Here is a 19,562-nt window from a genome sequence, read left to right as displayed (position 1 = left end):
GTGCCGGGGGCTCTCGGACGTTCGTGTTCGGTGGGGGCTCAGCCCGCGGTGCCGTACAGCCGGTCGCCCGCGTCGCCGAGGCCGGGGACGATGTAGCCGTTCTCGTTGAGCCGCTCGTCCACCGCGGCGGTGACCACGGTGACCGGCAGGTCCGCCAGCTCCCGGCGCATCACCTCGACGCCCTCGGGGGACGCCAGCAGCACCACGGCGGTGACGTCGGTGGCGCCGCGCTCGATCAGCATCCGGATCGCGGCGACCAGGGTGCCGCCGGTGGCCAGCATCGGGTCGAGCACGTAGACCTGGCGGCCGGAGAGGTCGTCCGGCATCCGGGTGGCGTAGGTGGAGGCCTCAAGGGTCTCCTCGTTGCGGACCATGCCGAGGAAGCCCACCTCGGCGGTCGGCAGCAGCCGGGTCATCCCGTCGAGCATGCCGAGGCCGGCCCGCAGGATCGGGACCACCAGCGGACGCGGGTAGCTGAGCCGGGTACCCAGCGTGACCGCCACGGGGGTGGTGATCTCCACCTCGTCGGTGCGGACGTCACGGGTGGCCTCGTAGGCGAGGAGGGTCACCAGCTCGTCGGTCAGGCGACGGAAGGTCGGCGAGTCGGTGCGCTCATCGCGCAGGGTGGAGAGCTTGTGGGCCACCAGGGGGTGGTCGACGACGTGGAGACGCATGTATCGAGGTTAGCCCGGTCCTGGACGGGTGTACGACCCACCGTGCCCCGCCCGGGCGGCCGATCGGGTGACGCTGCGGTGACACGCCGTGACCCGACGCGGATCCCGGACGGAAGTATCTCCTGTGGTATCAACCGGGCCGTTCTGGGAATGTCACCTCTTATGACGAGCAACCCGAACCCTGGGGACGGCTCGAAGGACGAGCCCGTGGACGGGCCGGGCGGCAGCCCGGGCCCTCCGCACGACCCCCCGGAGACCGAGGCGGACCGCCGCAAACGGCGGGCCGTCTTCCTGCGCGAGCTCGCCGAGGCCCGCGAACTGAGGGAGCGGGTCCAGCCCCGACGGACCAAGGAGCGGCGGATGCGCGAGGCGATTCGGATGCGAACATTCCGGATCTGACACGGCCCGGCACCGCCCCCGCACCACCCCGACGAGCGTTCGGAGCAAATTTCGACCGGGCCCGGACCGCCCCGGCCCGGCTTCCTTGTCCGCCACCCGGTCCTTCCGACACGACCTGCAAAGACGCGCTGCCGAACACCCCCCGCGAGGGCGGGCTTTCTGTCACGATTCCGATGGGACGGTCCGAACAAGCGGACCGCCTCTGGCGCGGGGGCGGCCAGATTTTCGCATTGCCCGTGCGCGCCGACAGCCGAGACCGACGATCTTGGGAGTGTCCCTGGTGGCGTACTTCGCTGCAGTGCTTGCTCGCACCGAGGACGGGTGGGATGTGAGCGAGACGGAGCTCGACGACGTCGAAACCCTGGCCGATCTGGCCGACCTGGCGCGCGACAGCGCCCAGGACGACGACAGCGTCCTGCTCTTCATCGAACAGGAGGACGCCTGGTTCGCCATCGTCCGCGTGGACGGCGAGGAGGACCCGCGGATCTTCGTGTCGGACGGCGCCGCGGCCGCCCGCAGCTCCTACGGCTCCGTCCTCACCGACGAGTTGGTCGACCAGGCCGGCGAGAGCGAGTTCGGCGACCTGGACCACCTGCTGGACGAGGCCGAGGAGGCCGAGGAGGCCGACGACGAGGACGCCGAGGCCCGCGGCGGCGTCCCGGTCGGCCCGCTCGGCGACGCCCACCTGCTCACCGAGTTCGGCCTCGCCTCCGAGGAACTCCTCGCGCTCAGCGGCGAGGGCGCGGTGCCGGGCGACGCCCTGGAGGAGATCGCCGAGGCGCTGGGCTGCGGCGAAGTACTGGAAGCCGTCCGGTAGCGGGGGCCGGTCGGTCCTGCCGGTGTCCGCCACCGGATGCCCGACACTGGATGCCATGCAGCCCGCATCCACCCCACTGACCGTCCCGCACGTCCCCCCGCTGCCCGCACCCGTCCGCCCCGACCCGGTCCGCGACCGCTGGGCGGCGCCGATGCGCCTCGCCATGGCCGAGGCCGCGCTGGCGCCGGCCACCGGAGACGTACCGGTCGGGGCGCTCGTGCTGGACCGGGACGGCGAGGTGATCGGACGCGGCCACAACGAGCGCGAGGCGGTCGGCGACCCGACCGGGCACGCCGAGGTGGTCGCGATCCGGGAGGCGGCCGCGAAGGTCGGAGAGTGGCGGCTGAGCGGCTGCACACTGGTCGTCACGCTGGAGCCGTGCACGATGTGCGCCGGCGCCATCGTGCTGTCCCGGATCGACCGGGTGGTCTACGGCGCCCTCGACGAGAAGGCCGGCGCGGCCGGCTCGCTCTTCGACGTGATGCGCGACCGCCGGCTCAACCACCGCCCCGAGGTGATCCAGGGCGTCCTCGCCGAGGAGTGCGGCGAGCAGCTGCGCGCCTTCTTCGACACCCACCGCTGAGGGCCCGCCGGCCGCCCCGGCGATACGGATTTCGTGACTGCGCCACCCCTCCGGTAGAGTTCCTCTCGGTAGCGTGTCCGAGCGGCCAAAGGAGCACGCCTCGAAAGCGTGTGTGGGGGCAACTCCACCGTGGGTTCGAATCCCACCGCTACCGCCATTGAGCAGGAACAAAGAAGGGCACCTACGAACGTTCGTAGGTGCCCTTCTTTGTTGCGGTCTCAGTTCTGGTCTCAGTTCACCCGTTAGGCCGCCTTCTCCGTGCCGCCCGGCTCGTCCTGGTCGCCGTCGGCGGAGTCCTTGGCCACCTCCCAGATGAGGCCGCCGATCTGCATCGCCACGTCCCGCCGGATCCGGGCCGTCACGTGCTGGTACCGATGGGTCATGGCGGTGCTGGACCACCCCATGATCTCCATGACGATCCGCTCGGGGACGCCGAGCAGGAGCAGGATGGTCCCGGCAGTGTGACGAGCGTCATGCAGGCGCCCGTCCCGGATGCCGGCGGCGGCGAGCAGTTCCTTCCACCGGTCCCAGTCTGTTCGGGGGATGAGCGGGTGTCCGGTCTCCGAGGCGAAGACCCACCCGCCTTCCACCCACTCCTGCCGGGCGGCCAGTCGCTCCCGGTCCTGCTCCTCCTTGTGGAGCTTGAGCAGCTTCACCAGCTGATCCGGAAGGCCGATCAGCCGCTTACCCGCCCGCGACTTCGTGAGCGCGGCGTCCGCGTTGGTCCGGACCCTCTCCGGGCACCGGCCGGCGTGCTTCCGGCCGCACGGCTCCGAACAGCCGTGCGCGTACTTCGGTCGCTGCCGGGCCTGCCGGACGCGCAGGGTTCCCGCGTCCAGGTCGATGTCACGCCACTGGAGTCCAAGCGCTTCACCCTGCCGCAGGCCGAGCGCCAGCGCGATGGCCCATCGGCCGCTGTTCCGGTTCTTGCCAGCCTCCAGGAGGAGCGCCTGCACCTCCTCCACCTCGTACGGCTCAACCTCCTCTTCCTCCACCTTGGGTGCGACGGCCAGCGACGCCACGTTGCGGGTGAGGTGCCCACGCCGGATCGCCTGGTTGAGCGCCGTCCGGATGGTGCGGTGTGCCTGGTGGGCGGTGGCGGGCTTGCTGCCGTTGGCCTGCATCTTCTTGTAGAGCCGTTCCAGGTGCTCCGGCTCCAGCTTCTCCAGCCGGTGGGCGCCCACCCCGGGGATCAGATGGATGTTCACCGCGACCCGGTACCCGGCCAGGGTGTTCGGCCGGACGTGCAGCGCGGCGATGTTCTCCACCCAGTGGGTGAGCCACTCCGCCACGGTCCACTTCTTCCCGGCCTTCGGGACGTTGCCGTCGTCCCGCTTCCGCTCCAGCTCCCGGACCTTCTTGGTCACCTCCGCCCGGGTCTTCCCCCGGACGTGGCGGCGGTCCGGCGTGCCGTCGTCCTTGACGCCGACGGTCACGCGGCCGTGCCACTTGCCGTCCTTGTCCTGGTAGATGCTGGAACCGCCGTTGGGCTGACGGGTCGCCAAGGGTGCTGCCTCCTCAGGCTGCGATGGGGGTGATGTTCTTCCGCATGCGGGCGCGGGCGTACTCGATGACGGCCTCCGCTGGCACGCGCCGGGCCCGGCCGATCGGGATGGTCTCGATCTCGCCGTCGCGAATGAGGGCGTACATGGTGGTGCGGCCGATGCTGAGCCGGCGGGCGGCCTCTTCGACCGTGAGGGCGACGAGGGTGGGGTCGTGATCGGGGTGGCCCCCGAGAGCGGTGACGGTCACTGCGGCTACTCCTTGCCAGGGGGAGCGGGCGGTGGGCTTCGAGCGCGCTGGGCATTCGCGGGCGGCCCCAGGGGGCTGACAGAACTGCCAGAACTGACAGAACCTCTTCTCTACGGCTCTGAGCTGCGGTTTTGCGGGGCGCGGGTTGAATGACGGAACCGGTTGGAAACTCCGACAGAAACCCCTGCCCGGTCGGGCGGGTGGGTTGTGTCGGGATTTGTGTCCGGTTCCGTCTCTGAGGTCGGCGCTGGTGTTTTCGCAGGTGAGCGGGCGCGGTCTGGGAGTTGTGTCGGTTCTGTCGGTTGTGTCGGAGGGTCAGGTGGTGGGTTGGGTGAGTTGGGGGTGGAGCTGGTAGCGGGGGGAGGGGGGCCGACCGCCTCGGGATGTGCGGGGTGGGGCGGGTTCCTGGCGGATCCAGCCGTGGTCTTCGAGGAGGTCGAGGGCGGGGTCGAGGTCGGCGACTGCGGGGAAGGCGCCGCTGGGCAGGCCTCGGAAGATCTCGCGTTTGGTGTGGCTGTCGGCGGGGTTGGCCTGGAGCCAGGCGAGGACGGTGCGGGCCTTGGTGAGGGCGGGGTCGGCGCCCATGGCGTCGAAGACGGTCAGGGCGTGGGCGGTGTAGTAGGCGCCGATGCGGGCGGCGGCGGTGAGGGTGTCGGCGCTGATCGGGATGGCGTAGCCGTCTTCGGGGTGGTCGGCGAGGTGGAGAAGGCCGGCGATGCGGGCGACGGCGCCGTCGAGCTTGCTGGCCCACTCGGCGATGGGCCGCAGCGGGCCGCCCTTGCGGAGCTTGTGCTCCACCTGGGTGCGGTGCTCCAGCATGACGGCGTCGGCCTCGGGGCTGAGGGTGAGCACGGCGGGGTCGGTCCAGTCGGCCATGGCCAGGGTGAGCGTGCGGACCTTCTCGGCGTAGGCGTCGGCGACCTCGTCGGGGACGGTGTCGGGCTCCAGGTTGCGGTAGCCGACCAGGGATTCCGGGACGGCGTACAGGAAGCGGGCGAGCAGGCCGCGGCCGTCGAACCCGTTCACCTTGGCGATGTCCTCCAGGACGGACGGCTGGATGGCCAGGCCCATGGTCAGGGCGGGCGCTTCGATGAACTGGGCGTCGCGGCCCTGCCGGTTGACGCGGAGCATGTCGCCTGCGTGGCCCTGGAGGAAGACGTCCATGTTGGGCTTGCCGCTGTAGCGGCCGGCGATGATGTCGAAGATCCCGCCGCCCTCGGCGGACATCAGGGCCAGGCGCCCGCCCTGCTCGGCGAGCAGGGTCGCGGCGTTCTCGGCGGTGACGTCCTGAGCGATGAGCTGCGGGCGGACCGGGACGATGGTCTGCTCGGCGGCCTGGGCGAGGCTGATCGCGTCGGCGGTGAGCCGGTCCTGGTCGCTCGGGTCGGCGTTGGCGGCCTTATGGGCGGCCTTCTCGGCGGCAGAGCGGGCGAGCTTGGCCGTGACCTCCGCCTCGGCGATCCGGGCTGTGGCCCGTTCCACCAACACCTTCTCGACCGCGAGAACGGGCGCGCTCATGAGGGCGACCACGGCGGACTTGCGGTTGCCGGGCGGCAGGGCGGTGACCAGGTACAGGTTCACCGGCTCGCGCCAGCGCCCACGCACGGAGACGACCGCCCGCCCTCCACAGGCCGTGGACAGCGCGGCCAGCGCCATGCCGCCGGCGAGATCGGCGGGGGTCTGGGTCTCTTCCGCGACAGCGTCGACCATGGCACCCAGCCACTTGGGCAGCGCGTCGGCGGGGAACGGAGGCAGGGAGCGGGCCTTGCCGAGCGGGATCGGTTCCTCCCACGCGGGTGGACCGGGGTCGACGCCGGGCGGGGCGGTGTCCTCCCAGCCTTCGGTGAACAGCGACCCGGACGGCGCGGCGGGGGCGTTCACTCGGCCCCCCACCTCGGGCGATCCCCCGAGGAGAAGCGCTTCTCCTCGGCGCAGGACGGGCGACGGTTGCTCACGCGGCCCGCCCCATGGCTCCGGTGCCCCGGGCGAGGCCGTTGGCGATGGTGCGACGGCACTCCGCCTCGCCGAGACCGGCTTCCAGGCCCGCGCTCAGGAGGGCGTCGGTGGCGTCCGCCTCGGGCAGCGCGCCGGAGGCGACGAGGCGGCCGAGGGCGGCGGAGGAGGCGAACAGCCGGTCGTTGCGCCCGCCCTCGCCGGTCTCCCGGACCTTGGCCGTCTCCCGGGACACCGCCGCGCCCACGTACGCGCCGAGCCGCCCGATCCTGGCCCTCACCGCGCCCGCGTTCACCACCACGGTCGCTGGGGCGGGCTTGGGGGCGAGCAGGCCGAGCAGCCAGGCGGGCAGCGGGATCGGGGCGGTGTCATTGACGACGGTGTAGGGGCGGTGGTTGACGACGCTGCCGGGGGCGACGACGTAGCCGCCGGCGGCGCGGGTGTCGACCTTCCAGCCAAGCCCGTTGCCCTTCTCCCCGCAGGTGTTGCGCAGGACCACGCCCGCCGGGGCGGCAAAGTACAGGTGGGCGCCGCCCCTGCCGGTGCGGACCTCGAAGGTCCGCGGCCACGCCTGGCCGTGCTGCTCGCACAACGCGGCGAGTACGTCCCGCCCGTCCGTGATGCCCCGCCCGGTCCACTTGGCGGGCGGCAGGTCCCGGCGGTGCTTGGGCACGTCCAGGTCGACCACCACCACGCCGGACGGCCCGCACGCGAGGCCGACGTTGTACGGGGCGACCTGCCACGCGCGGCGGATGGTGTCGGGATCGGCGGTGGCGCGCTGCTCCCACCCGAGGTGGGTGGTCTGGCAGGCGCCGGTGCGGGGACAGTCCTTCTCGCCGTGCAGTGCCGGGTACTTCGAGCCGGGGGCGAGCGGGAAGACCCGCCAGACGCGTTCGGCGACCGCCAGAGCGGCGGTCAGCAGGGGGTTACCGGTCATGCGGCACATCCCTTCGCATAGGGGGCCCGGGACCGGATGGCGATCGTGCCGGTCCCGGGCAGTGACAGGTGGTCAGAAGAGGGCGTCCGGTTCGGCGGCCGAGGCGGCGGCCTGCCGGGCCTTGTGGGCGGTGCGGCGGGTGGCGTCGTGGCAGGCCGGGCACCAGGCCGCCAGCGAGGTTTTGGGCAGGGCGGCGGCCTGGTGGGCGGGCAGGAGCAGGCCGTCCGGGTCGGCGGGGGCGGCGAGCAGGCGAACGGGCGGGGCGCCGTGGCGGAGGTAGGCGCCGTGGGCGGCGGGGCAGCGCCCGCCGTCCTTGTCGTGGTTCTTGCCGCAGGTGCCGCGGCACTGGCATCGGCCCGCGGCGGCGGCCATGACGGCCTGCCACAGCCCGCCGTTGTCGCCGAGGGGCGGGGTCCGATTCACGCCGCGACCCCCAGCCCGGTACCGCCGGTGGTGGCGCGGTCGAGGAGCAGGCGCAGGGCGGCGGCGGCCTGGTCGGGCAGGACACCGTTGCCCAGGGCGCGGAGCTGGGCGGTGCGGGTCAGGCCGGGGACGGCGGTGACGTGACCTGCGGGCAGGCCCATCAACCACTCCACGAAGACCGGGCTCAGGCGCCCGGAATCGTCAGTTGGCCGGGGTGCGGGCCGGCCGAGGACCGTTTCCCAGCGGTGGACGGCCGGGCCGTACGGGCCCCAATCCGCGCCGCCGCCGAGGGCAACGTCAGGTCCCCCCGGCTGCCGCGCTGGTTCGACCCGTCCTTGGTCCCGTCCGTCGCCCTCGGCGTCGGCAGCAGTGAGGCCACCTCGGCCGCGAGCGACAGGCCGTGCTTCCCGGCCTCCTGCGAGGGGGTGCGCCTGGTCTGCCGGTTCTCGTTCTCCGAGTCCCTGGGGGTGGGCAGCAGGCTGACGGTGTGGCGCAGGTTCATCCCGCCCCGGGCGGTGTGCCCCGGGCCGGTGGCCTCCGACACGGTCGGGGTGGGCAGCAGCGACACCGTGTTCGGCGGGCCGTCCGGGAAGCCCGGGCCACGGGAGTCGCGGGCCCTGGGGGTGGGCAGGCCAGGCGAGGAGGAAGACCCGGTTGCGCTGGTGGGCGGCGCCGACGTCGGACGCTCGCAGGCTCGTCCATTCCGCATCGAGCCCGAGGCCGGCCAGGTCTCCCAGAACGGCGCCGAGAGCGCGAAGAGCGAGGGGCCGTCCGGTTGCCGGGTCCAGATCCTGCGATCCGGGTCCCACTCCAGCGTTTCCGCGGTCGGCTTTCGCCGAGAGGAGGCCGTGGACATTCTCGATCACCACCAGGGAGGGCCGGAGTTCACGGACGGCGCGGGCGACCTCGGCCCACAGGCCGGAGGCGGCGCCGGGGACGATCCCGGCGCGCAGACCGGCCAGGCTGACGGACTGGCAGGGGAAGCCGGCGGTCACCACGTCCACCGGCTCGACCGCCGTCCAGTCCACGGCGGTGATGTCGCCGAGGTTCGGCGTGTGCGGGTGGTGGTGGGCGAGGATCGCCGAGGCGCCCGGGTCGGGGTCGGCCACCCACGCCAATTCCCCGCCCAGCACGGCCTGGACGGCCATGTCCAGGCCGCCGTACCCGCTGCACAACGAGCCGATGCGGGGCCCGCTCACGACTCGTCCCAGTCGGGGAGCTGGTGGTGGTCGAGCCAGGCGAACGCCGAGGTCGTCTGGGCGCGGTAGTAGACCTCGATGGCCGCGTCGGGGACGCTGCCGGGGTAGACCCGGGGGCCGACGAGGCTGGCGTACAGGCGGATGCCGTGGTGCACGCAGGCCTTGGCGGCGTCGCCGTGGCGGTCGAGGACGGTCACGGCGTCGCGCGGGCCATCGCAGGGGCTTTCGTCGCCGAGGTGGGCGGCTTCGCAGCGGAGCTGCTGCGGCGCGGGGGTGTTTCCGGGCATGCTGGAGTCCTCTGGTCTCTGAGAGGGATCGGACACGCCCCGCAGCAACCGTCTCTCTGCCAAGTTCGGCGGTTGCTGCGGGGCGTTTGTGCTGTGTCGGTCAGTCGTCCTCGGGACCGCAGAGGCAGTCCTCGGGAGCGGCGCCCTGGCCGATCCGGCAGGCGCAGTAGATGAGTCCGAGCGGGGTCTCGATGGGCTCGCCGCCGGTGCAGTGGTCGCACTCGCCCGGCGCCCAGTCGGCGGCGTCGTCCTCGTCGTAGTCGTCGTACACGGTGCTGTCCCTTCGGGGGTGGGAGAGGCCTTGGCTCAGTCCTCGGTCGGGGTGAGGCCGTGGCGGCGCTCCCACTCGCGCCGGCAGCTCTCGACCACGGCGGGGTTCATGTTGTGGTCGCCCTTCTCGGCGGCCTGGAGGGCTTCGGTCAGCTCCTCCAGCGTGAGTTCGGGGACGACCTTGTCGGGCCACTGGTAGGTGTGCACGAGGTGCCTTTCGTGGTGGTGGATCAGGCGGCGGCGGTGCGGTTGACGACGATCGTCCGGGCGGGGTTGTCGGGGTCGGCGCGCATGACGAACCCCTCTCGGCTGGAGTGCTGTTGGGCGTTGTTGTGGTTGTTGTTGTTGCTCTGACCTGGCACAACAACCGGTCCGGGGGTGCGCTCAGAGGGGGAGGGGAGCGGGGGCACGTCGTCGTGGTGGACGCCCGGCACACTGACCCCGTCCACCTTGACCCCGTCGCGGTAGCGGATGCCGGCGCCCTGGAGGAGCGCCTTCGTGGCCTTTGCGGAGCGCTCCCAGCGGGGGTGTGCGGCGGCCAGGCGGGCGGTCACGGCGGTAAGGGCGACGTGGGCGCCGTCGGCCCCCAGGACGGCCACCGCGTGGCGGGCCTCGGTCGGGGTCGGGACGGTCGGCGAGGGCTCCTCCTCGACGTCCTCCTCGGGCCCTTCGGAGGGCTCTTCGGCCGGCTCCTCAGGGGGCTCCCGGGGGTCGGTTCCGGGGGTGTTCTGCGGGGCCGGTTCGGCGGGGGCCGGTCGCTGTGCGTGGTCGGGGTTCTGGCCGAGGATCAGGGCGGCGATCGCCCACAGGGTGAGGCCGCTGGTGATGGCGACCGGGGCGTAGTGGCGGACGGCGGGGACGCCGGCGAGCAGGACGGAGCAGACGACGGCGCACCCGGCGGCGACCAGCACGGGGTGCTTCGGGCGCTCGCCCAGCGCGTCGATGGCCTTGCCCCGCTGCTCGGGGTCCTTGATCTTCTGGGCCTCGGCGCGCCGTTCCTTCCAGGCGGCGAGGGTCTGGGCGTGTTCGGCGCGGGCGTCGGCGGTGCGGGCCCGGAGCGGGGTGAGCAGGCGGCGGTTGCCCTGGCGCAGGGCGGTGAGGGAGAGGCCGCCGAGGTAGGGGTGCGTCGGCCGCTTGCCCTTGAGGGCTTCGAGGGCGGCGGCGCGCTCGGCGGGGTCCTCGATCTCGCGGGCGGCGGCGCGCAGTTCGCGCCATGCGGCGAGGGTCTCGGCGTGCAGGGCGAGGTCTTCCTGGAGGTGGGTGGGCATCGGTGCCTCAGCCGATGATCGAGTTGATGATGCCGCTGAGGACGGACGCGGGGATGGCCCAGAACCCGCCGGCCGAGGCGTACAGCGACGGGGCGACGGCCCCGCACAGGGCGTCCTTCCACGGCCGCGCCTTGAGCCCGAAGGTGGCGATGGTCAGGACGGCGGCGGTGGCGCCGGTCTGCCAGTCCCCCAGTGCCGCGTTGCCCTGGAGGGAGGCGCCCAACTGCTCGCCGATCCCGCTGAGCTGCTGGAACGCAGTGCCGGCGTTCGCGGCCAGCAGGCCGATGCCGAACGCCCAGAACGGGACCTGGTCGTCGTCGATCGTGATCTTGTTCTTGCCGCGGACGCCGACGTAGAGGTACATGGTCGTGACGGTGGCGGCGCCGCCGGCGCCCATCGCGATGAGGCTGCTCATGGTGTCTGTCTCCTGACGGGCTAGAAGAGGGGGAGGGCGGCGAAGATCGGAGCGATGCCGGTGGCGACGGCGAGGCCGGAGGCGACCGGGATACGCGCGGCGATCAGGATCAGGAGGGGTCCGGGGCGGCGGACCTCGCTCACGCGCAGGCGGCCCCGGTCGCGCAGGTGGAGGTCGAGGGCCCAGCCGGCACCGGCCAGCAGCAGGCCGACGAAGGGCCCGCCCGGCGTGATCAGCGGCACCAGGCCGGTCGCGTAGCCGCCGACCGCGCTGATGGCGGTGAGGACGCACCAGCGGCGGAAGCGGCGGGTACGGTCGGAGGAGGAGCCGGCCTTGGCGCGGGAGGCCTTGCGGTGCTGGCGGCGGGCCCGGAGTTTGGCCTCGCGCTGGTCGGCGAGGCGCTGGCGGCGGTGGCGCAGGTCGCGCTGAGCGGGGGTCTCCCCGGCGGCCGCGAGGGCCCGGTCCTCCTCGGCGCGGACGCGCTGCTTCTCCAGCTCGTGTTCGGCCTCCCGGCGGGCGGTCCGGTCCTGCGGGGTCTCGGAGATCCGGTCCGCGAGGAGGTCGACCAGGCCGACCAGGTCGTCACGGCGGCCCGGCGTGCTCGGGGTGAGGATGTCCTCGACGCGGTGACGCGCCGAACGCTCCTGGGTGCTCTCCCCGACCTTGCCGAGCGCGGCGTCCATCCGGGCACGCTGGCCCGCGAGCATCTCCTCGTACTCGACCTGCTGACGTGCCGAGCGCTGGGCCTCGCTCTCGGTCAGCAACTGGCCGATCTGCTCCCCCACCTGGGAGGCGATCGCCGTGGCCTGCTCGGCGAAGATTGCGCGAGCCGGGGCCCAGAACGCCTCGGCGGCGGCTTCCATCGAGGGCGGTCCGGAAGGGGCGGCGCCGATCGGGATCGGGGTGTGGACCGTGGTGTCCGGCAGACCCGGGGGGATGACGGGGCCGGACTTACGCCACCACTCGGCGGGCGGGGGGCCGAAGACGCCGGCGGTGGGCGGTTCGGACGGGGGCGGGGGGATGGTCATCGGTTCCACCCGCCCCGGCGGATCAGCTCGCGGACGCACACGACGGCGATCAGGAGGTCTGCCGCGAGGAAGATGAAGCAGAGCATGTAGCCCATGGGATTCTCCCTGGTCAGGGATGGTGCACACCCCCGCGCACCTGGAGCGCGCGGGGGTGTGCACCACCGAAGGGCGGGTCAGGAGGAGCGCCACCAGGCGCGGGGGGCCGGGTCGCGGTGCCAGGCGGTGATGGAGCGGCTGGTGGGGTGGGCGTCGATCTGGCGCTGGCCCTCGCGGTCCGCGTCGCGGACGGCGGCGGCCCGGCGCTGCTGGCCGGACTGCGGTTGGTTGCGGCGGAAGATCTGCATCAGGTCACGCGCTCCTTCAGCGGTCGACGACGGGCTTGTCGAGGTCGCGGTGGGTGAGCCGGACGGTGGAGCCGGTCTTGGCGAGGCGCCGGGCGAGGGCCATGGCGACGGTGGCGGCGCGGTGGCGGCCGCCCGCGCAGCCGACGGCGATGGTCAGCGGGGCCTCGGTCGGTCCGGCGTCGTAGGCGTCGGCCAGCAGCGCGGTGCCCGCGATCAGCTCCCGGATGCCCGGGGTGGCCAGGACGGCCTGTCGGACGGGCAGGTCGTGGGCGCTCTGGTGACGCAGGGCCGGGTCGACGTGCGGGTCGCGGAAGTGACGGCGCAGGTCGAGGACGACGGTCGCCTCGGGCGGGTCGGCGTGCAGGTAGCCGAAGCTGACGACCTCGATGGTGGTCAGGGCCATGACAGTGCTCTCCATGTGCGGCGTGGCGGGGTGGAGCCGGGGGAGAGGGTCAGATCTCTTCGCAGCGCAGCCGGTAGCAGGCGCCGCAGAGCGGGCGCACCCACTCCTCGTCGCAGACGTCCTGGACGAACGGGTCCACGATGTCCTCGACGTCCGGCTTGGCCTCGCCGCAGTAGTCGCAGGTCTTCATGTCGGTCTCCTTCGAGGTCAGGTGGTGGCCGGCGGGTCGTTGCGCTCGGTGACGACCTGGCGGCGCAGGCGCACCGCGTAGTCGTTGCGGCAGCCGAGCGCGTCGCGGACCTTCTTCGTGCTGAGCTCCTCGCCACGGGCGGCGAGGTCGTCGGCCAGGACCCGGACCCGGCCGATGTCGGCCGGGTCGAGGGGGCGTTCCCCGGCGGTCGCGGAAGCGTTCCCGACGGGACCGTCCGAGGACTCGCTCCCTGGGGCCCCGGCATCGGGTGCGGGTGCGTACGACCCCGTTCGGTAAAGGGCTTCGAGCGCTTCCGTCGTGATCGGGGAAGCGTTCCGCAGGCCGTCGGGAACGGTGTCGAGATAGACACCGTCGGATGGTCCGGAGGGCAGGGGGAGGGTGAGGGCGGGGAACGGATCGTCGGGCATGCCCGGCCACAGATCGGCCGGCGCGGGAAGCGTGCTCAGCTCTGCCACGCGGGCGCGGGCGTTGAGGCGCTGGGCGAGCAGTTCGGCGGTCAGGCCGGGGGTGGTGACGCCGTGGACGTACTCCCACGCGATGCGCCACGCCGCGTCGGTCGACAACGCTCCGTAGGCGGCGGCGGACAGCAGCCGGTCCGCGACCTCCCGCACCTTCGGGTGGTGCTCGGCCCGCTGGCGGGCGTGCTCGGCACGCTCCTTCGCCTGCTTCTTCTCCGCCGTGGTCGGGCCCCGGCCGCCATGGGTCTGCAGATCGGTGAGCCAGACGGCGCCGATGCTGGACAGGGCCAGCACGAACGCCACCCAGTGGTAGTGCGGGTACTGCGTCCAGCCGTGGGCGAAGTTGATCCCGGCGGCGACCGTCCCGGCGGCCCAGGCGCCGAGGCGGTAGGTGTGGGTGGAGCGCTCGCCCTCGGCCTGGGCGCCCAGGGCGACCAACGCCCACGCGCCGCCTTCCAGCATCGCGGCCAGCAGCACCGCGAGCAGGACCGCGACCTTGGCGTGGTCGAGAGCCGCGACCTGGGAGACCACGGCCGGCACGATCGAGCACGCCTGCACCAGCCGGACGAACGCCCGCGCCGGATTCGCCGCGACCCAGCCGGTCACCCGGCCCAGCCGCACGGCCCGCGCCGCCCGCCGCCGCTCCTTCGCCTGCTCGGCGGCGCGCTCGTCGGCCTCGCGCCGCTGGCGGGCCGCCTCGGCATCCAACCGGCGCTGCTCGTGCTCCTCGCGCCGGTCCGCACGGGCATCGGCCCGCTCGGCACGCCGGTCCTCGCGCCGCTCGGCGCGGAACTCGCCCAGCCCGCTCACCGCCGCCACCCCGCCCTCGGGGAAAGCCCGGTGACCTCGGCGGCCTGCTGCTCGGTCAGCCGTCCGCGCCGGGACAGGGCGTCGGCGAGGGCCGTCGCCTGGTCCCACAGCGTGTCGAGCAGGGCGTCGGTGTGGTCATGCAGCGCGGACATGTCCCGGCACGGGTCGTCGGAAGCTCCGAAGGTGACGTCCCGGCCGAAGGCCTCGTCCACGGCCCGGTAGATCTCGCGGCGGTCGCCGAGGGCTCCCGCCTCGGCCGCCCAGCCCCGGACGGAGGTCCACAGACCGGCCTCGCGCAGCCACCGGTCCTGGGCCCGCTCGCCAGCGGCGAATGCGACCAGCCCGGTGTAGAGCGGGACCGAGAAACCGCAGGTGACGTCGACCTCGGCGACGTTTCCGCCGTTCGGTGCCGCGCACAGGTCGTCACGGATGGCGACACTCTTGAACGGGATACCGAAGTGGAGCATGGCCGCCACGTGGCCGGCTTCGTGCGCGGCGACGGCCTGTCGCAGCAGGTCGTCCGGCAGGGCGAGGACCTCGAACAGGGGCGTCGGCCCGGTCACCGTCGGCTTGGGGTTGCGGGTGGTCAGCCCGGTTTCGGCGTCGAAGTGCCAACCGGTGCCGTTCAGGATGTCGTTCACGCCGCCACCCGCTCGGCGCTTGCGGTGCGGTGGATCACGGCCGGGCGCCGCAGCGGCACCGGCGCGATGCTCAGCAGGCGCTCGGCGTAGGCGGCCAGCTCCGGGTCCTCCCGGCGCAGGTCCGCCAGGATGTCGTCCGCAGCGTCCATCCGGGCCTCGCGCTCGACCTCGGTCTCGCCGGGCATGCCGGTGAACAGCCGGGTGAACTCCGAGTCCACGGCGAGACCGAGCGCCAGCTCGGCGAACTCCTCCGGCGTCAGGGCCATCTGGCCTGCAACAATCGACTTCACGGGTCTACCTCTTCCAGTAGGCGAGTAGGCCCGTGAGGGGCTGGCGCGCTCCCGGCCAAGGTTCGCGCGCCAGCCCAACTCATGCGGGCCCAGCTATTCGTGGTGCACGAGTAGCCATGGCCACGGCCCAACCGGCGAGCGGAAGGGCCGGGCAAAAGTCACTCGTTCACAACTCGGGCCCCCCGCCGAAGCGGAGTGGGGCCCGTGATGCCGCCTTTTCGGGATGTACTCCCAGGCATGGGCGGCGTTGACCTTTCGGTCTCTAGCCATCCGGACTGCCAAGGCGCCGGTTGCCTCGGCCCGATTTGTCCCGGGCCCCTTCGCCCCGGGCACGGCGGTAGCCGGCCATTCACGGGCGCGTTTGTGCAGGTCAGAGCAGCCCAAAGAAGGCCCCACCAGGCATGCAACCCCACCTGGTCTTGTTGGATGACTTGTTCCAACAAGCTGATGGCATGAGCTTGGAGCATGGGCGCTCGCTTCGTCAAGCGCTTCGAGGTACCTTGTTGGAACAAGTCCTCCAAGTCAGGGAGATCCGGCATGGCCAAACAGGTCGCGCGCTACCACTCCATCGCCGATGACCTGCGGCTTCAGATCAACCAGGGGAAGTTGGCACCCGGCAAGAAGCTCCCGTCGGAAGAAGAACTGACCACTACCTACGACGTCAGTCGGAACACGGTGCGACTCGCCCTCGGCCGCCTGACAGACGAAGGGCTGCTGGTGTCCGCCCAGGGGCGCGGCACCTTCGTCCGGGAGCGCTACGAGCCCGCCGTGTGGAACTGGACCACCATGGAGTCCCGGTCGGTTCATGAGGCGAACCACACCGCTGGCGACCAGTGGGCCAGCCAGATCGCGGCCAACGGCCAGGAGCCGCGCCAGGAGATTCGGGTGTCGATCAGGCGCCCCCCGGAGGAGGTGGCGCGACAGCTTCAGCTCGACCCGGCGACGGCGCTGACGGTCGTACGCGAGCGAATCCGCTACGTGGATCACGAGCCGTATGCCCTCGCGGACAGCTACTTCCCCGAGGAACTGGTCAGGGACACTCCACTGATGCTGCCCGAGGACGTGTCGGCCCCTGGGGGCATCCTCGCCAGCGCCGGCCTGATCCAGGTGCGGTACAGCGACGAGATCACGGTCCGGATGCCCACCCGGGAGGAGAGCGAGCGGCTTGTCCTACCCGCGGCTACTCCGGTCGCGGTCCACCGCCGGACCGGCTACGACAAGGACGATAGGCCCCTCCGGGTAATGATCACGACACTCCCCGGTGACAGGCACGTCATCCGCTACGACGTCTCAACGGACTGACATGACGACTCCGAGCGCTGCCCGACGTCCAGAACCCCTGACCGGCCGCGAGCCGTATCCAGAGCTCGTCTGGTACGCCGCCTACGGCTCGAACATGCACCTCGACCGACTGATGCACTACATCGCGGGCGGCTGCCCGCCGGGCGGCGCACGAACCTACCCCGGGTGCCGCGACCAGCGTCCGCCCCGTGCGGCGCTGCCGGTGCTGCTGCCCGGACAGCTCTACTTCGCCTTGGAGTCGAAGGTCTGGACCGGTGGCATGGGCTTCTACGACCAGACGGACGTCGGGGAGATGCCGGCGCGGGCCTACCTGATCACTCCTGAGCAGTTCTCCGACATCGCAGCACAGGAGATGCACGAGCAACCCGGGCAAGACCTCGACCTCACGCCGGCTCTGAGGCTGGGGAGCGTCAGCCTCGGTCCCGGCCGCTACGAGACGTTGGTGTGTCCGGGGCAGATCGACGGCTACCCGGTGCTGACGTTCACCGCCCCATGGCGGCGGGCGGACGCCGAGGTGACCCGCCCGTCCGCCGCCTACCTCCGGAACTTCGCGTCTGGGCTGCACGAGGCGCACGGCTGGTCTACGGAGGAGACGGCCGAATACCTGGGGGCCCGGCCCGGCGTGGCCGGCGCCTGGACCACGGAAGCGATCATGGATGCACTGAGTACCGAGACCCCGGGCGGCGCGCCGGAGTCGTAGGCGCAATCGCCCAGGTAGCGACCGGATCTCTGGTCTCAGTTCTGGTCTCATTCGCCTCCGTTCGCCGGGGTTCACCGCACCCCAACGACATCCCTCCCGCCTGGGGTCGGAACCCCGGCGAACCCCGCCGAACAGGGCCGCACAGACCTCGAAAGCGTGTGTGGGGGCAACTCCACCGTGGGTTCGAATCCCACCGCTACCGCTCGAAAGCCCGAGGGCCCGTCCGATCCGGACGGGCCCTCGGCGTTTGTCCCCCGGCTTCCCGGTGCCGGTGTCCCCCCGTACCGGGCGGGCACGAAAAACGGCTCCGCACCCCGGGCCGATGACCACCGGTGCCCGGTCCGTACGGAGCCTGGAGGGGGAGCGGTTCGGGGGGACTGACCGCTCCCCCGACGGAGTCCCACAACCGGCGCCGCGTCGGGGGGAAGCCACGACGGCCGGTCCCACAGCGGGGAGCTCCGGATCCACGTACCGGGGATTCCTGCCAGATCCGCGGCACACCTCCATCCTGCCGCCCGGCCCGCGACCGGGCACCCGGAGAAAGGCCCCACTCGCGGGGACCTTCGTCCCGCCGGCCGAACGCGTCGCACACTTGATAGCCCGTCCGGGTGGATAAGCTGCCCCTGGCAGGCCGCTCGGGGACCGGACCACGGCGGCCCACGGCTGGAGGAAGGTCACCCGATGGCGCAGGCGAAGAAGATCGGCATCGCCCTCCTGCTCGTCTTCGTGCTCTACTCGATCATCACCTCGCCCTCCCGGTCCGCCGAGCTGGTCCAGCTCGGGTTCGAGGGGATCTCGAACGCGGCCAAGGCGGTCGGCACCTTCATGACCGGTCTGATCAAGTAGCGGGCGGCCCCCGAACGGCCGCCGCGCACCGGCTACGGTGAGCGGGACCCTCTGTCCCCGTCCGCGAGGAGCGGCAATCGTGATCCGCCACCTGGTCCTGTTCAAGCTCAACGAAGGCGTCGGCAAGGACGAAGAGCGCGTGCTCGCCGGCGCCAAGGCCTTCGCCGCGCTCGGCACCGTGATCCCCGAGCTGCGCGAGTGGGAGTGCGGCTGGAACACCACCGACCGGGACATCGCATACGACTATGCGATCAACAGCCTGGTCGAGGACCACGACGCCCTCCAGGCCTACCTGACCCACCCGGACCACCAGGCCGCGGCCGGCCTCTGGCGCGAGTTCGCCACCTGGGTGATCGCCGACATCGAGGTCTGAGCACCCGTCCGACCCAGCCCGTCCGCCCCAGCCCGTCCGGAAGCCGGCTCCGGGCCCTTCCCCCGGACGGACCGCGGCGCCCCGTCCGACCTCCGGGCGGGGCGCCGCGCCATGTCCCGGGACGATCCGCACGGCGCTTCGCCGGCGGCCCCGGGCGGGGTTGAACGCCCGACCAACACACCTCCGCCGGGTGCTTGCCCGACGCATGCCCGCCTTGTGATGCTATGACCGGTTTTGCCGGACATGGCGAGGTAGTGAAGCCAGCCAGCCGCGACACCCGATCCGCAGGGCCCGCCATTGACGACTTTGGGAGGGGTGAGGTGTCCGTGGACGAAGTGCTGGCTGCGATCACCAGCCCGGCCGGCGAGCTCCGCCCGGACCGGCTGCGCGGCCCCGGCGGCCGCCCCGCCGTGGACGTCCGGACGCTGACCCGGGTGCTGTTCGAGCGGCTCGCCGAACTCCCCCCGGACGCCCCCGAGCGGGAGCGGGTCCGGGCCGCCCTGATCGAGGTGAACATCCCGCTGGTCCGCTACGCGGCCACCCGCTTCCGCAGCCGCAGCGAGCCGATGGAGGACGTCGTCCAGGTCGGCACCATCGGCCTGATCAACGCGATCGACCGCTTCGACCCCGAGCGCGGCGTCCAGTTCCCCACCTACGCGCTGCCGACCATCCTGGGCGAGATCAAGCGCTACTTCCGGGACAACGTCCGCACCATGCACGTCCCGCGCCGGCTCCAGGAACTGTGGGTCCAGGTCAGCGGCGCGATGGAGGAACTGACGGTGCTGCACGGGCGGGCGCCCAAGGTGCCGGAGATCGCCGCCAGCCTGCGGATCCCCGAGGAGGACGTGCGGGCCTGCCTGGACGCCGGGCGGGCGTACAACGCGGCGTCCCTGGAGGCCGCGCAGGAGCACGAGGGCGGGCTCGCCCTGCTCGACCGGCTCGGCTACGAGGACTCGGCACTGGCCGAGGTCGAGCACCGCGACATGGTCCGCCACCTGCTGGTCCAGCTGCCCGAGCGGGAGCGGCGGATCGTCATGCTGCGGTTCTTCGCCAACCTGACGCAGTCCCAGATCAGCACCGAGCTGGGAATGTCCCAGATGCACGTGTCCCGGCTGCTCTCGCGGATCCTGACGAGGCTTCGGACCGGCAACTCCTGGGAAGAGTGAGATTGCAGCGAGT

28 protein-coding genes, 2 tRNA genes and 1 pseudogene are annotated in these 19,562 nt (G+C 72.4%); 10 read left to right on the top strand and 21 right to left on the bottom strand.

Annotated features, from left to right (window positions below; all coding sequences use genetic code 11):
• Positions 1-38: 38 nt before the first annotated feature.
• Positions 39-674 (bottom strand): uracil phosphoribosyltransferase, encoded by a 636-nt coding sequence (gene upp, locus ACFRMQ_RS08515; RefSeq protein WP_380699758.1) that lies wholly within the window; start codon positions 672-674, stop codon positions 39-41.
• A gap of 162 nt (positions 675-836) precedes the next feature.
• Here upp and ACFRMQ_RS08510 point away from each other — a divergent pair, with 162 nt between their 5' ends.
• From ACFRMQ_RS08510 to ACFRMQ_RS08495, 4 genes are all read left to right on the top strand, one after another.
• Complete coding sequence (locus tag ACFRMQ_RS08510) at positions 837-1,073, top strand: hypothetical protein (protein WP_380728324.1); 237 nt, start codon at positions 837-839, stop codon at positions 1,071-1,073.
• Between the two features lie 280 nt (positions 1,074-1,353).
• On the top strand, positions 1,354-1,890 hold the full coding sequence (locus ACFRMQ_RS08505; RefSeq protein WP_380728326.1) for a tRNA adenosine deaminase-associated protein: 537 nt from the start codon (positions 1,354-1,356) through the stop codon (positions 1,888-1,890).
• A gap of 55 nt (positions 1,891-1,945) precedes the next feature.
• Positions 1,946-2,473: a tRNA adenosine(34) deaminase TadA gene (tadA, locus tag ACFRMQ_RS08500; RefSeq protein ID WP_380728322.1), complete on the top strand. Its 528-nt coding sequence runs from the start codon at positions 1,946-1,948 to the stop codon at positions 2,471-2,473.
• Between the two features lie 67 nt (positions 2,474-2,540).
• A tRNA-Ser gene (locus ACFRMQ_RS08495) sits at positions 2,541-2,630 on the top strand.
• An 85-nt stretch (positions 2,631-2,715) separates the two neighbouring features.
• On the opposite strand, the gene ACFRMQ_RS08490 is transcribed toward ACFRMQ_RS08495, so the two are convergent.
• The 20 genes and pseudogenes from ACFRMQ_RS08490 to ACFRMQ_RS08395 all read right to left on the bottom strand — a co-directional run bounded on the left by ACFRMQ_RS08490 (position 2,716) and on the right by ACFRMQ_RS08395 (position 15,162).
• Complete coding sequence (locus tag ACFRMQ_RS08490) at positions 2,716-3,978, bottom strand: tyrosine-type recombinase/integrase (protein WP_380728320.1); 1,263 nt, start codon at positions 3,976-3,978, stop codon at positions 2,716-2,718.
• Positions 3,979-3,991: 13 nt separating this feature from the next.
• The gene (locus ACFRMQ_RS08485) at positions 3,992-4,225 is read right to left on the bottom strand and encodes a helix-turn-helix domain-containing protein (protein ID WP_380728317.1); all 234 of its coding nucleotides are present in this window, start codon (positions 4,223-4,225) and stop codon (positions 3,992-3,994) included.
• Positions 4,226-4,540: 315 nt separating this feature from the next.
• Positions 4,541-6,106 (bottom strand): YfjI family protein, encoded by a 1,566-nt coding sequence (locus tag ACFRMQ_RS08480; RefSeq protein WP_380728315.1) that lies wholly within the window; start codon positions 6,104-6,106, stop codon positions 4,541-4,543.
• Positions 6,107-6,176: 70 nt separating this feature from the next.
• On the bottom strand, positions 6,177-7,115 hold the full coding sequence (locus tag ACFRMQ_RS08475) for a bifunctional DNA primase/polymerase (protein WP_380728313.1): 939 nt from the start codon (positions 7,113-7,115) through the stop codon (positions 6,177-6,179).
• A 72-nt stretch (positions 7,116-7,187) separates the two neighbouring features.
• Positions 7,188-7,538 carry a hypothetical protein gene (locus tag ACFRMQ_RS08470; RefSeq protein ID WP_380728311.1) on the bottom strand — a complete coding sequence of 117 codons (351 nt, stop codon included), beginning with the start codon at positions 7,536-7,538 and terminating at the stop codon, positions 7,188-7,190.
• Positions 7,535-7,699: a hypothetical protein gene (locus ACFRMQ_RS08465; RefSeq protein WP_380728330.1), complete on the bottom strand. Its 165-nt coding sequence runs from the start codon at positions 7,697-7,699 to the stop codon at positions 7,535-7,537. The genes ACFRMQ_RS08470 and ACFRMQ_RS08465 overlap by 4 nt, the downstream gene beginning before the upstream one ends.
• A 23-nt stretch (positions 7,700-7,722) precedes the next feature.
• Positions 7,723-8,106, bottom strand: coding sequence for a hypothetical protein (locus ACFRMQ_RS08460; protein ID WP_380728328.1), 384 nt, complete (start codon positions 8,104-8,106; stop codon positions 7,723-7,725).
• Between the two features lie 127 nt (positions 8,107-8,233).
• Positions 8,234-8,686: pseudogene (locus ACFRMQ_RS08455) on the bottom strand (DNA cytosine methyltransferase); the annotation flags it as partial.
• A gap of 47 nt (positions 8,687-8,733) precedes the next feature.
• Complete coding sequence (locus ACFRMQ_RS08450; RefSeq protein WP_380728309.1) at positions 8,734-9,024, bottom strand: hypothetical protein; 291 nt, start codon at positions 9,022-9,024, stop codon at positions 8,734-8,736.
• 100 nt (positions 9,025-9,124) lie between these two features.
• Complete coding sequence (locus tag ACFRMQ_RS08445) at positions 9,125-9,295, bottom strand: hypothetical protein (RefSeq protein ID WP_380728307.1); 171 nt, start codon at positions 9,293-9,295, stop codon at positions 9,125-9,127.
• 35 nt (positions 9,296-9,330) lie between these two features.
• Entirely contained in the window at positions 9,331-9,501 is a 171-nt protein-coding gene (locus ACFRMQ_RS08440; protein ID WP_380728305.1) for a hypothetical protein, read from the bottom strand.
• A gap of 23 nt (positions 9,502-9,524) precedes the next feature.
• A complete protein-coding gene (locus tag ACFRMQ_RS08435; protein WP_380728303.1) occupies positions 9,525-10,562 on the bottom strand; it encodes a hypothetical protein in 1,038 nt (345 codons plus the stop codon).
• 7 nt (positions 10,563-10,569) lie between these two features.
• Entirely contained in the window at positions 10,570-10,977 is a 408-nt protein-coding gene (locus ACFRMQ_RS08430; protein ID WP_380728301.1) for a hypothetical protein, read from the bottom strand.
• Positions 10,978-10,997: 20 nt separating this feature from the next.
• Positions 10,998-12,005 (bottom strand): hypothetical protein, encoded by a 1,008-nt coding sequence (locus ACFRMQ_RS08425; RefSeq protein ID WP_380728298.1) that lies wholly within the window; start codon positions 12,003-12,005, stop codon positions 10,998-11,000.
• Between the two features lie 173 nt (positions 12,006-12,178).
• Complete coding sequence (locus ACFRMQ_RS08420) at positions 12,179-12,349, bottom strand: hypothetical protein (RefSeq protein ID WP_380728295.1); 171 nt, start codon at positions 12,347-12,349, stop codon at positions 12,179-12,181.
• 16 nt (positions 12,350-12,365) lie between these two features.
• A complete protein-coding gene (locus tag ACFRMQ_RS08415; RefSeq protein WP_380728292.1) occupies positions 12,366-12,752 on the bottom strand; it encodes an ATPase in 387 nt (128 codons plus the stop codon).
• 49 nt (positions 12,753-12,801) lie between these two features.
• Positions 12,802-12,942 carry a hypothetical protein gene (locus tag ACFRMQ_RS08410; protein WP_380728289.1) on the bottom strand — a complete coding sequence of 47 codons (141 nt, stop codon included), beginning with the start codon at positions 12,940-12,942 and terminating at the stop codon, positions 12,802-12,804.
• 17 nt (positions 12,943-12,959) lie between these two features.
• The gene (locus ACFRMQ_RS08405; RefSeq protein ID WP_380728287.1) at positions 12,960-14,231 is read right to left on the bottom strand and encodes a hypothetical protein; all 1,272 of its coding nucleotides are present in this window, start codon (positions 14,229-14,231) and stop codon (positions 12,960-12,962) included.
• Positions 14,228-14,872 (bottom strand): hypothetical protein, encoded by a 645-nt coding sequence (locus tag ACFRMQ_RS08400; RefSeq protein WP_380728285.1) that lies wholly within the window; start codon positions 14,870-14,872, stop codon positions 14,228-14,230. The genes ACFRMQ_RS08405 and ACFRMQ_RS08400 overlap by 4 nt, the downstream gene beginning before the upstream one ends.
• Positions 14,869-15,162: a hypothetical protein gene (locus ACFRMQ_RS08395; RefSeq protein WP_380728283.1), complete on the bottom strand. Its 294-nt coding sequence runs from the start codon at positions 15,160-15,162 to the stop codon at positions 14,869-14,871. The genes ACFRMQ_RS08400 and ACFRMQ_RS08395 overlap by 4 nt, the downstream gene beginning before the upstream one ends.
• A 537-nt stretch (positions 15,163-15,699) precedes the next feature.
• Here ACFRMQ_RS08395 and ACFRMQ_RS08390 point away from each other — a divergent pair.
• The 6 genes from ACFRMQ_RS08390 to ACFRMQ_RS08365 all read left to right on the top strand — a co-directional run bounded on the left by ACFRMQ_RS08390 (position 15,700) and on the right by ACFRMQ_RS08365 (position 19,549).
• On the top strand, positions 15,700-16,464 hold the full coding sequence (locus tag ACFRMQ_RS08390) for a GntR family transcriptional regulator (protein ID WP_380728281.1): 765 nt from the start codon (positions 15,700-15,702) through the stop codon (positions 16,462-16,464).
• A gap of 94 nt (positions 16,465-16,558) precedes the next feature.
• A complete protein-coding gene (locus ACFRMQ_RS08385; protein ID WP_380728279.1) occupies positions 16,559-17,164 on the top strand; it encodes a histone deacetylase in 606 nt (201 codons plus the stop codon).
• Positions 17,165-17,267: 103 nt separating this feature from the next.
• Positions 17,268-17,363, top strand: a tRNA-Ser gene (locus tag ACFRMQ_RS08380).
• A 482-nt stretch (positions 17,364-17,845) separates the two neighbouring features.
• Positions 17,846-18,010 carry a hypothetical protein gene (locus ACFRMQ_RS08375; protein WP_380728277.1) on the top strand — a complete coding sequence of 55 codons (165 nt, stop codon included), beginning with the start codon at positions 17,846-17,848 and terminating at the stop codon, positions 18,008-18,010.
• A gap of 79 nt (positions 18,011-18,089) precedes the next feature.
• Positions 18,090-18,383, top strand: coding sequence for a Dabb family protein (locus ACFRMQ_RS08370; RefSeq protein ID WP_380728275.1), 294 nt, complete (start codon positions 18,090-18,092; stop codon positions 18,381-18,383).
• A 224-nt stretch (positions 18,384-18,607) separates the two neighbouring features.
• Entirely contained in the window at positions 18,608-19,549 is a 942-nt protein-coding gene (locus ACFRMQ_RS08365) for an RNA polymerase sigma factor SigF (protein ID WP_380728273.1), read from the top strand.
• Positions 19,550-19,562 lie beyond the last annotated feature (13 nt).

This window comes from Kitasatospora sp. NPDC056783 (assembly GCF_042789895.1).
GTDB lineage: Bacteria > Actinomycetota > Actinomycetes > Streptomycetales > Streptomycetaceae > Kitasatospora.
Note: the sequence above shows the minus strand (reverse complement) of the source record. Positions and strands in the feature narration are given on the sequence as shown.

Bases quoted from the DNA above. Each gene is read 5' to 3' on its own strand.
- upp (WP_380699758.1), bottom strand. From the start codon at position 674: ATGCGTCTCCACGTCGTCGACCACCCCCTGGTGGCCCACAAGCTCTCC.
- ACFRMQ_RS08510 (WP_380728324.1), top strand. From the start codon at position 837: ATGACGAGCAACCCGAACCCTGGGGACGGCTCGAAGGACGAGCCCGTG.
- tadA (WP_380728322.1), top strand. From the start codon at position 1,946: ATGCAGCCCGCATCCACCCCACTGACCGTCCCGCACGTCCCCCCGCTG.
- ACFRMQ_RS08475 (WP_380728313.1), bottom strand. From the start codon at position 7,115: ATGACCGGTAACCCCCTGCTGACCGCCGCTCTGGCGGTCGCCGAACGC.
- ACFRMQ_RS08465 (WP_380728330.1), bottom strand. From the start codon at position 7,699: ATGGGCCTGCCCGCAGGTCACGTCACCGCCGTCCCCGGCCTGACCCGC.
- ACFRMQ_RS08450 (WP_380728309.1), bottom strand. From the start codon at position 9,024: ATGCCCGGAAACACCCCCGCGCCGCAGCAGCTCCGCTGCGAAGCCGCC.
- ACFRMQ_RS08435 (WP_380728303.1), bottom strand. From the start codon at position 10,562: ATGCCCACCCACCTCCAGGAAGACCTCGCCCTGCACGCCGAGACCCTC.
- ACFRMQ_RS08430 (WP_380728301.1), bottom strand. From the start codon at position 10,977: ATGAGCAGCCTCATCGCGATGGGCGCCGGCGGCGCCGCCACCGTCACG.
- ACFRMQ_RS08425 (WP_380728298.1), bottom strand. From the start codon at position 12,005: ATGACCATCCCCCCGCCCCCGTCCGAACCGCCCACCGCCGGCGTCTTC.
- ACFRMQ_RS08420 (WP_380728295.1), bottom strand. From the start codon at position 12,349: ATGCAGATCTTCCGCCGCAACCAACCGCAGTCCGGCCAGCAGCGCCGG.
- ACFRMQ_RS08415 (WP_380728292.1), bottom strand. From the start codon at position 12,752: ATGGCCCTGACCACCATCGAGGTCGTCAGCTTCGGCTACCTGCACGCC.
- ACFRMQ_RS08410 (WP_380728289.1), bottom strand. From the start codon at position 12,942: ATGAAGACCTGCGACTACTGCGGCGAGGCCAAGCCGGACGTCGAGGAC.
- ACFRMQ_RS08390 (WP_380728281.1), top strand. From the start codon at position 15,700: ATGGCCAAACAGGTCGCGCGCTACCACTCCATCGCCGATGACCTGCGG.
- ACFRMQ_RS08385 (WP_380728279.1), top strand. From the start codon at position 16,559: ATGCACCTCGACCGACTGATGCACTACATCGCGGGCGGCTGCCCGCCG.
- ACFRMQ_RS08375 (WP_380728277.1), top strand. From the start codon at position 17,846: ATGGCGCAGGCGAAGAAGATCGGCATCGCCCTCCTGCTCGTCTTCGTG.
- ACFRMQ_RS08365 (WP_380728273.1), top strand. From the start codon at position 18,608: ATGACCGGTTTTGCCGGACATGGCGAGGTAGTGAAGCCAGCCAGCCGC.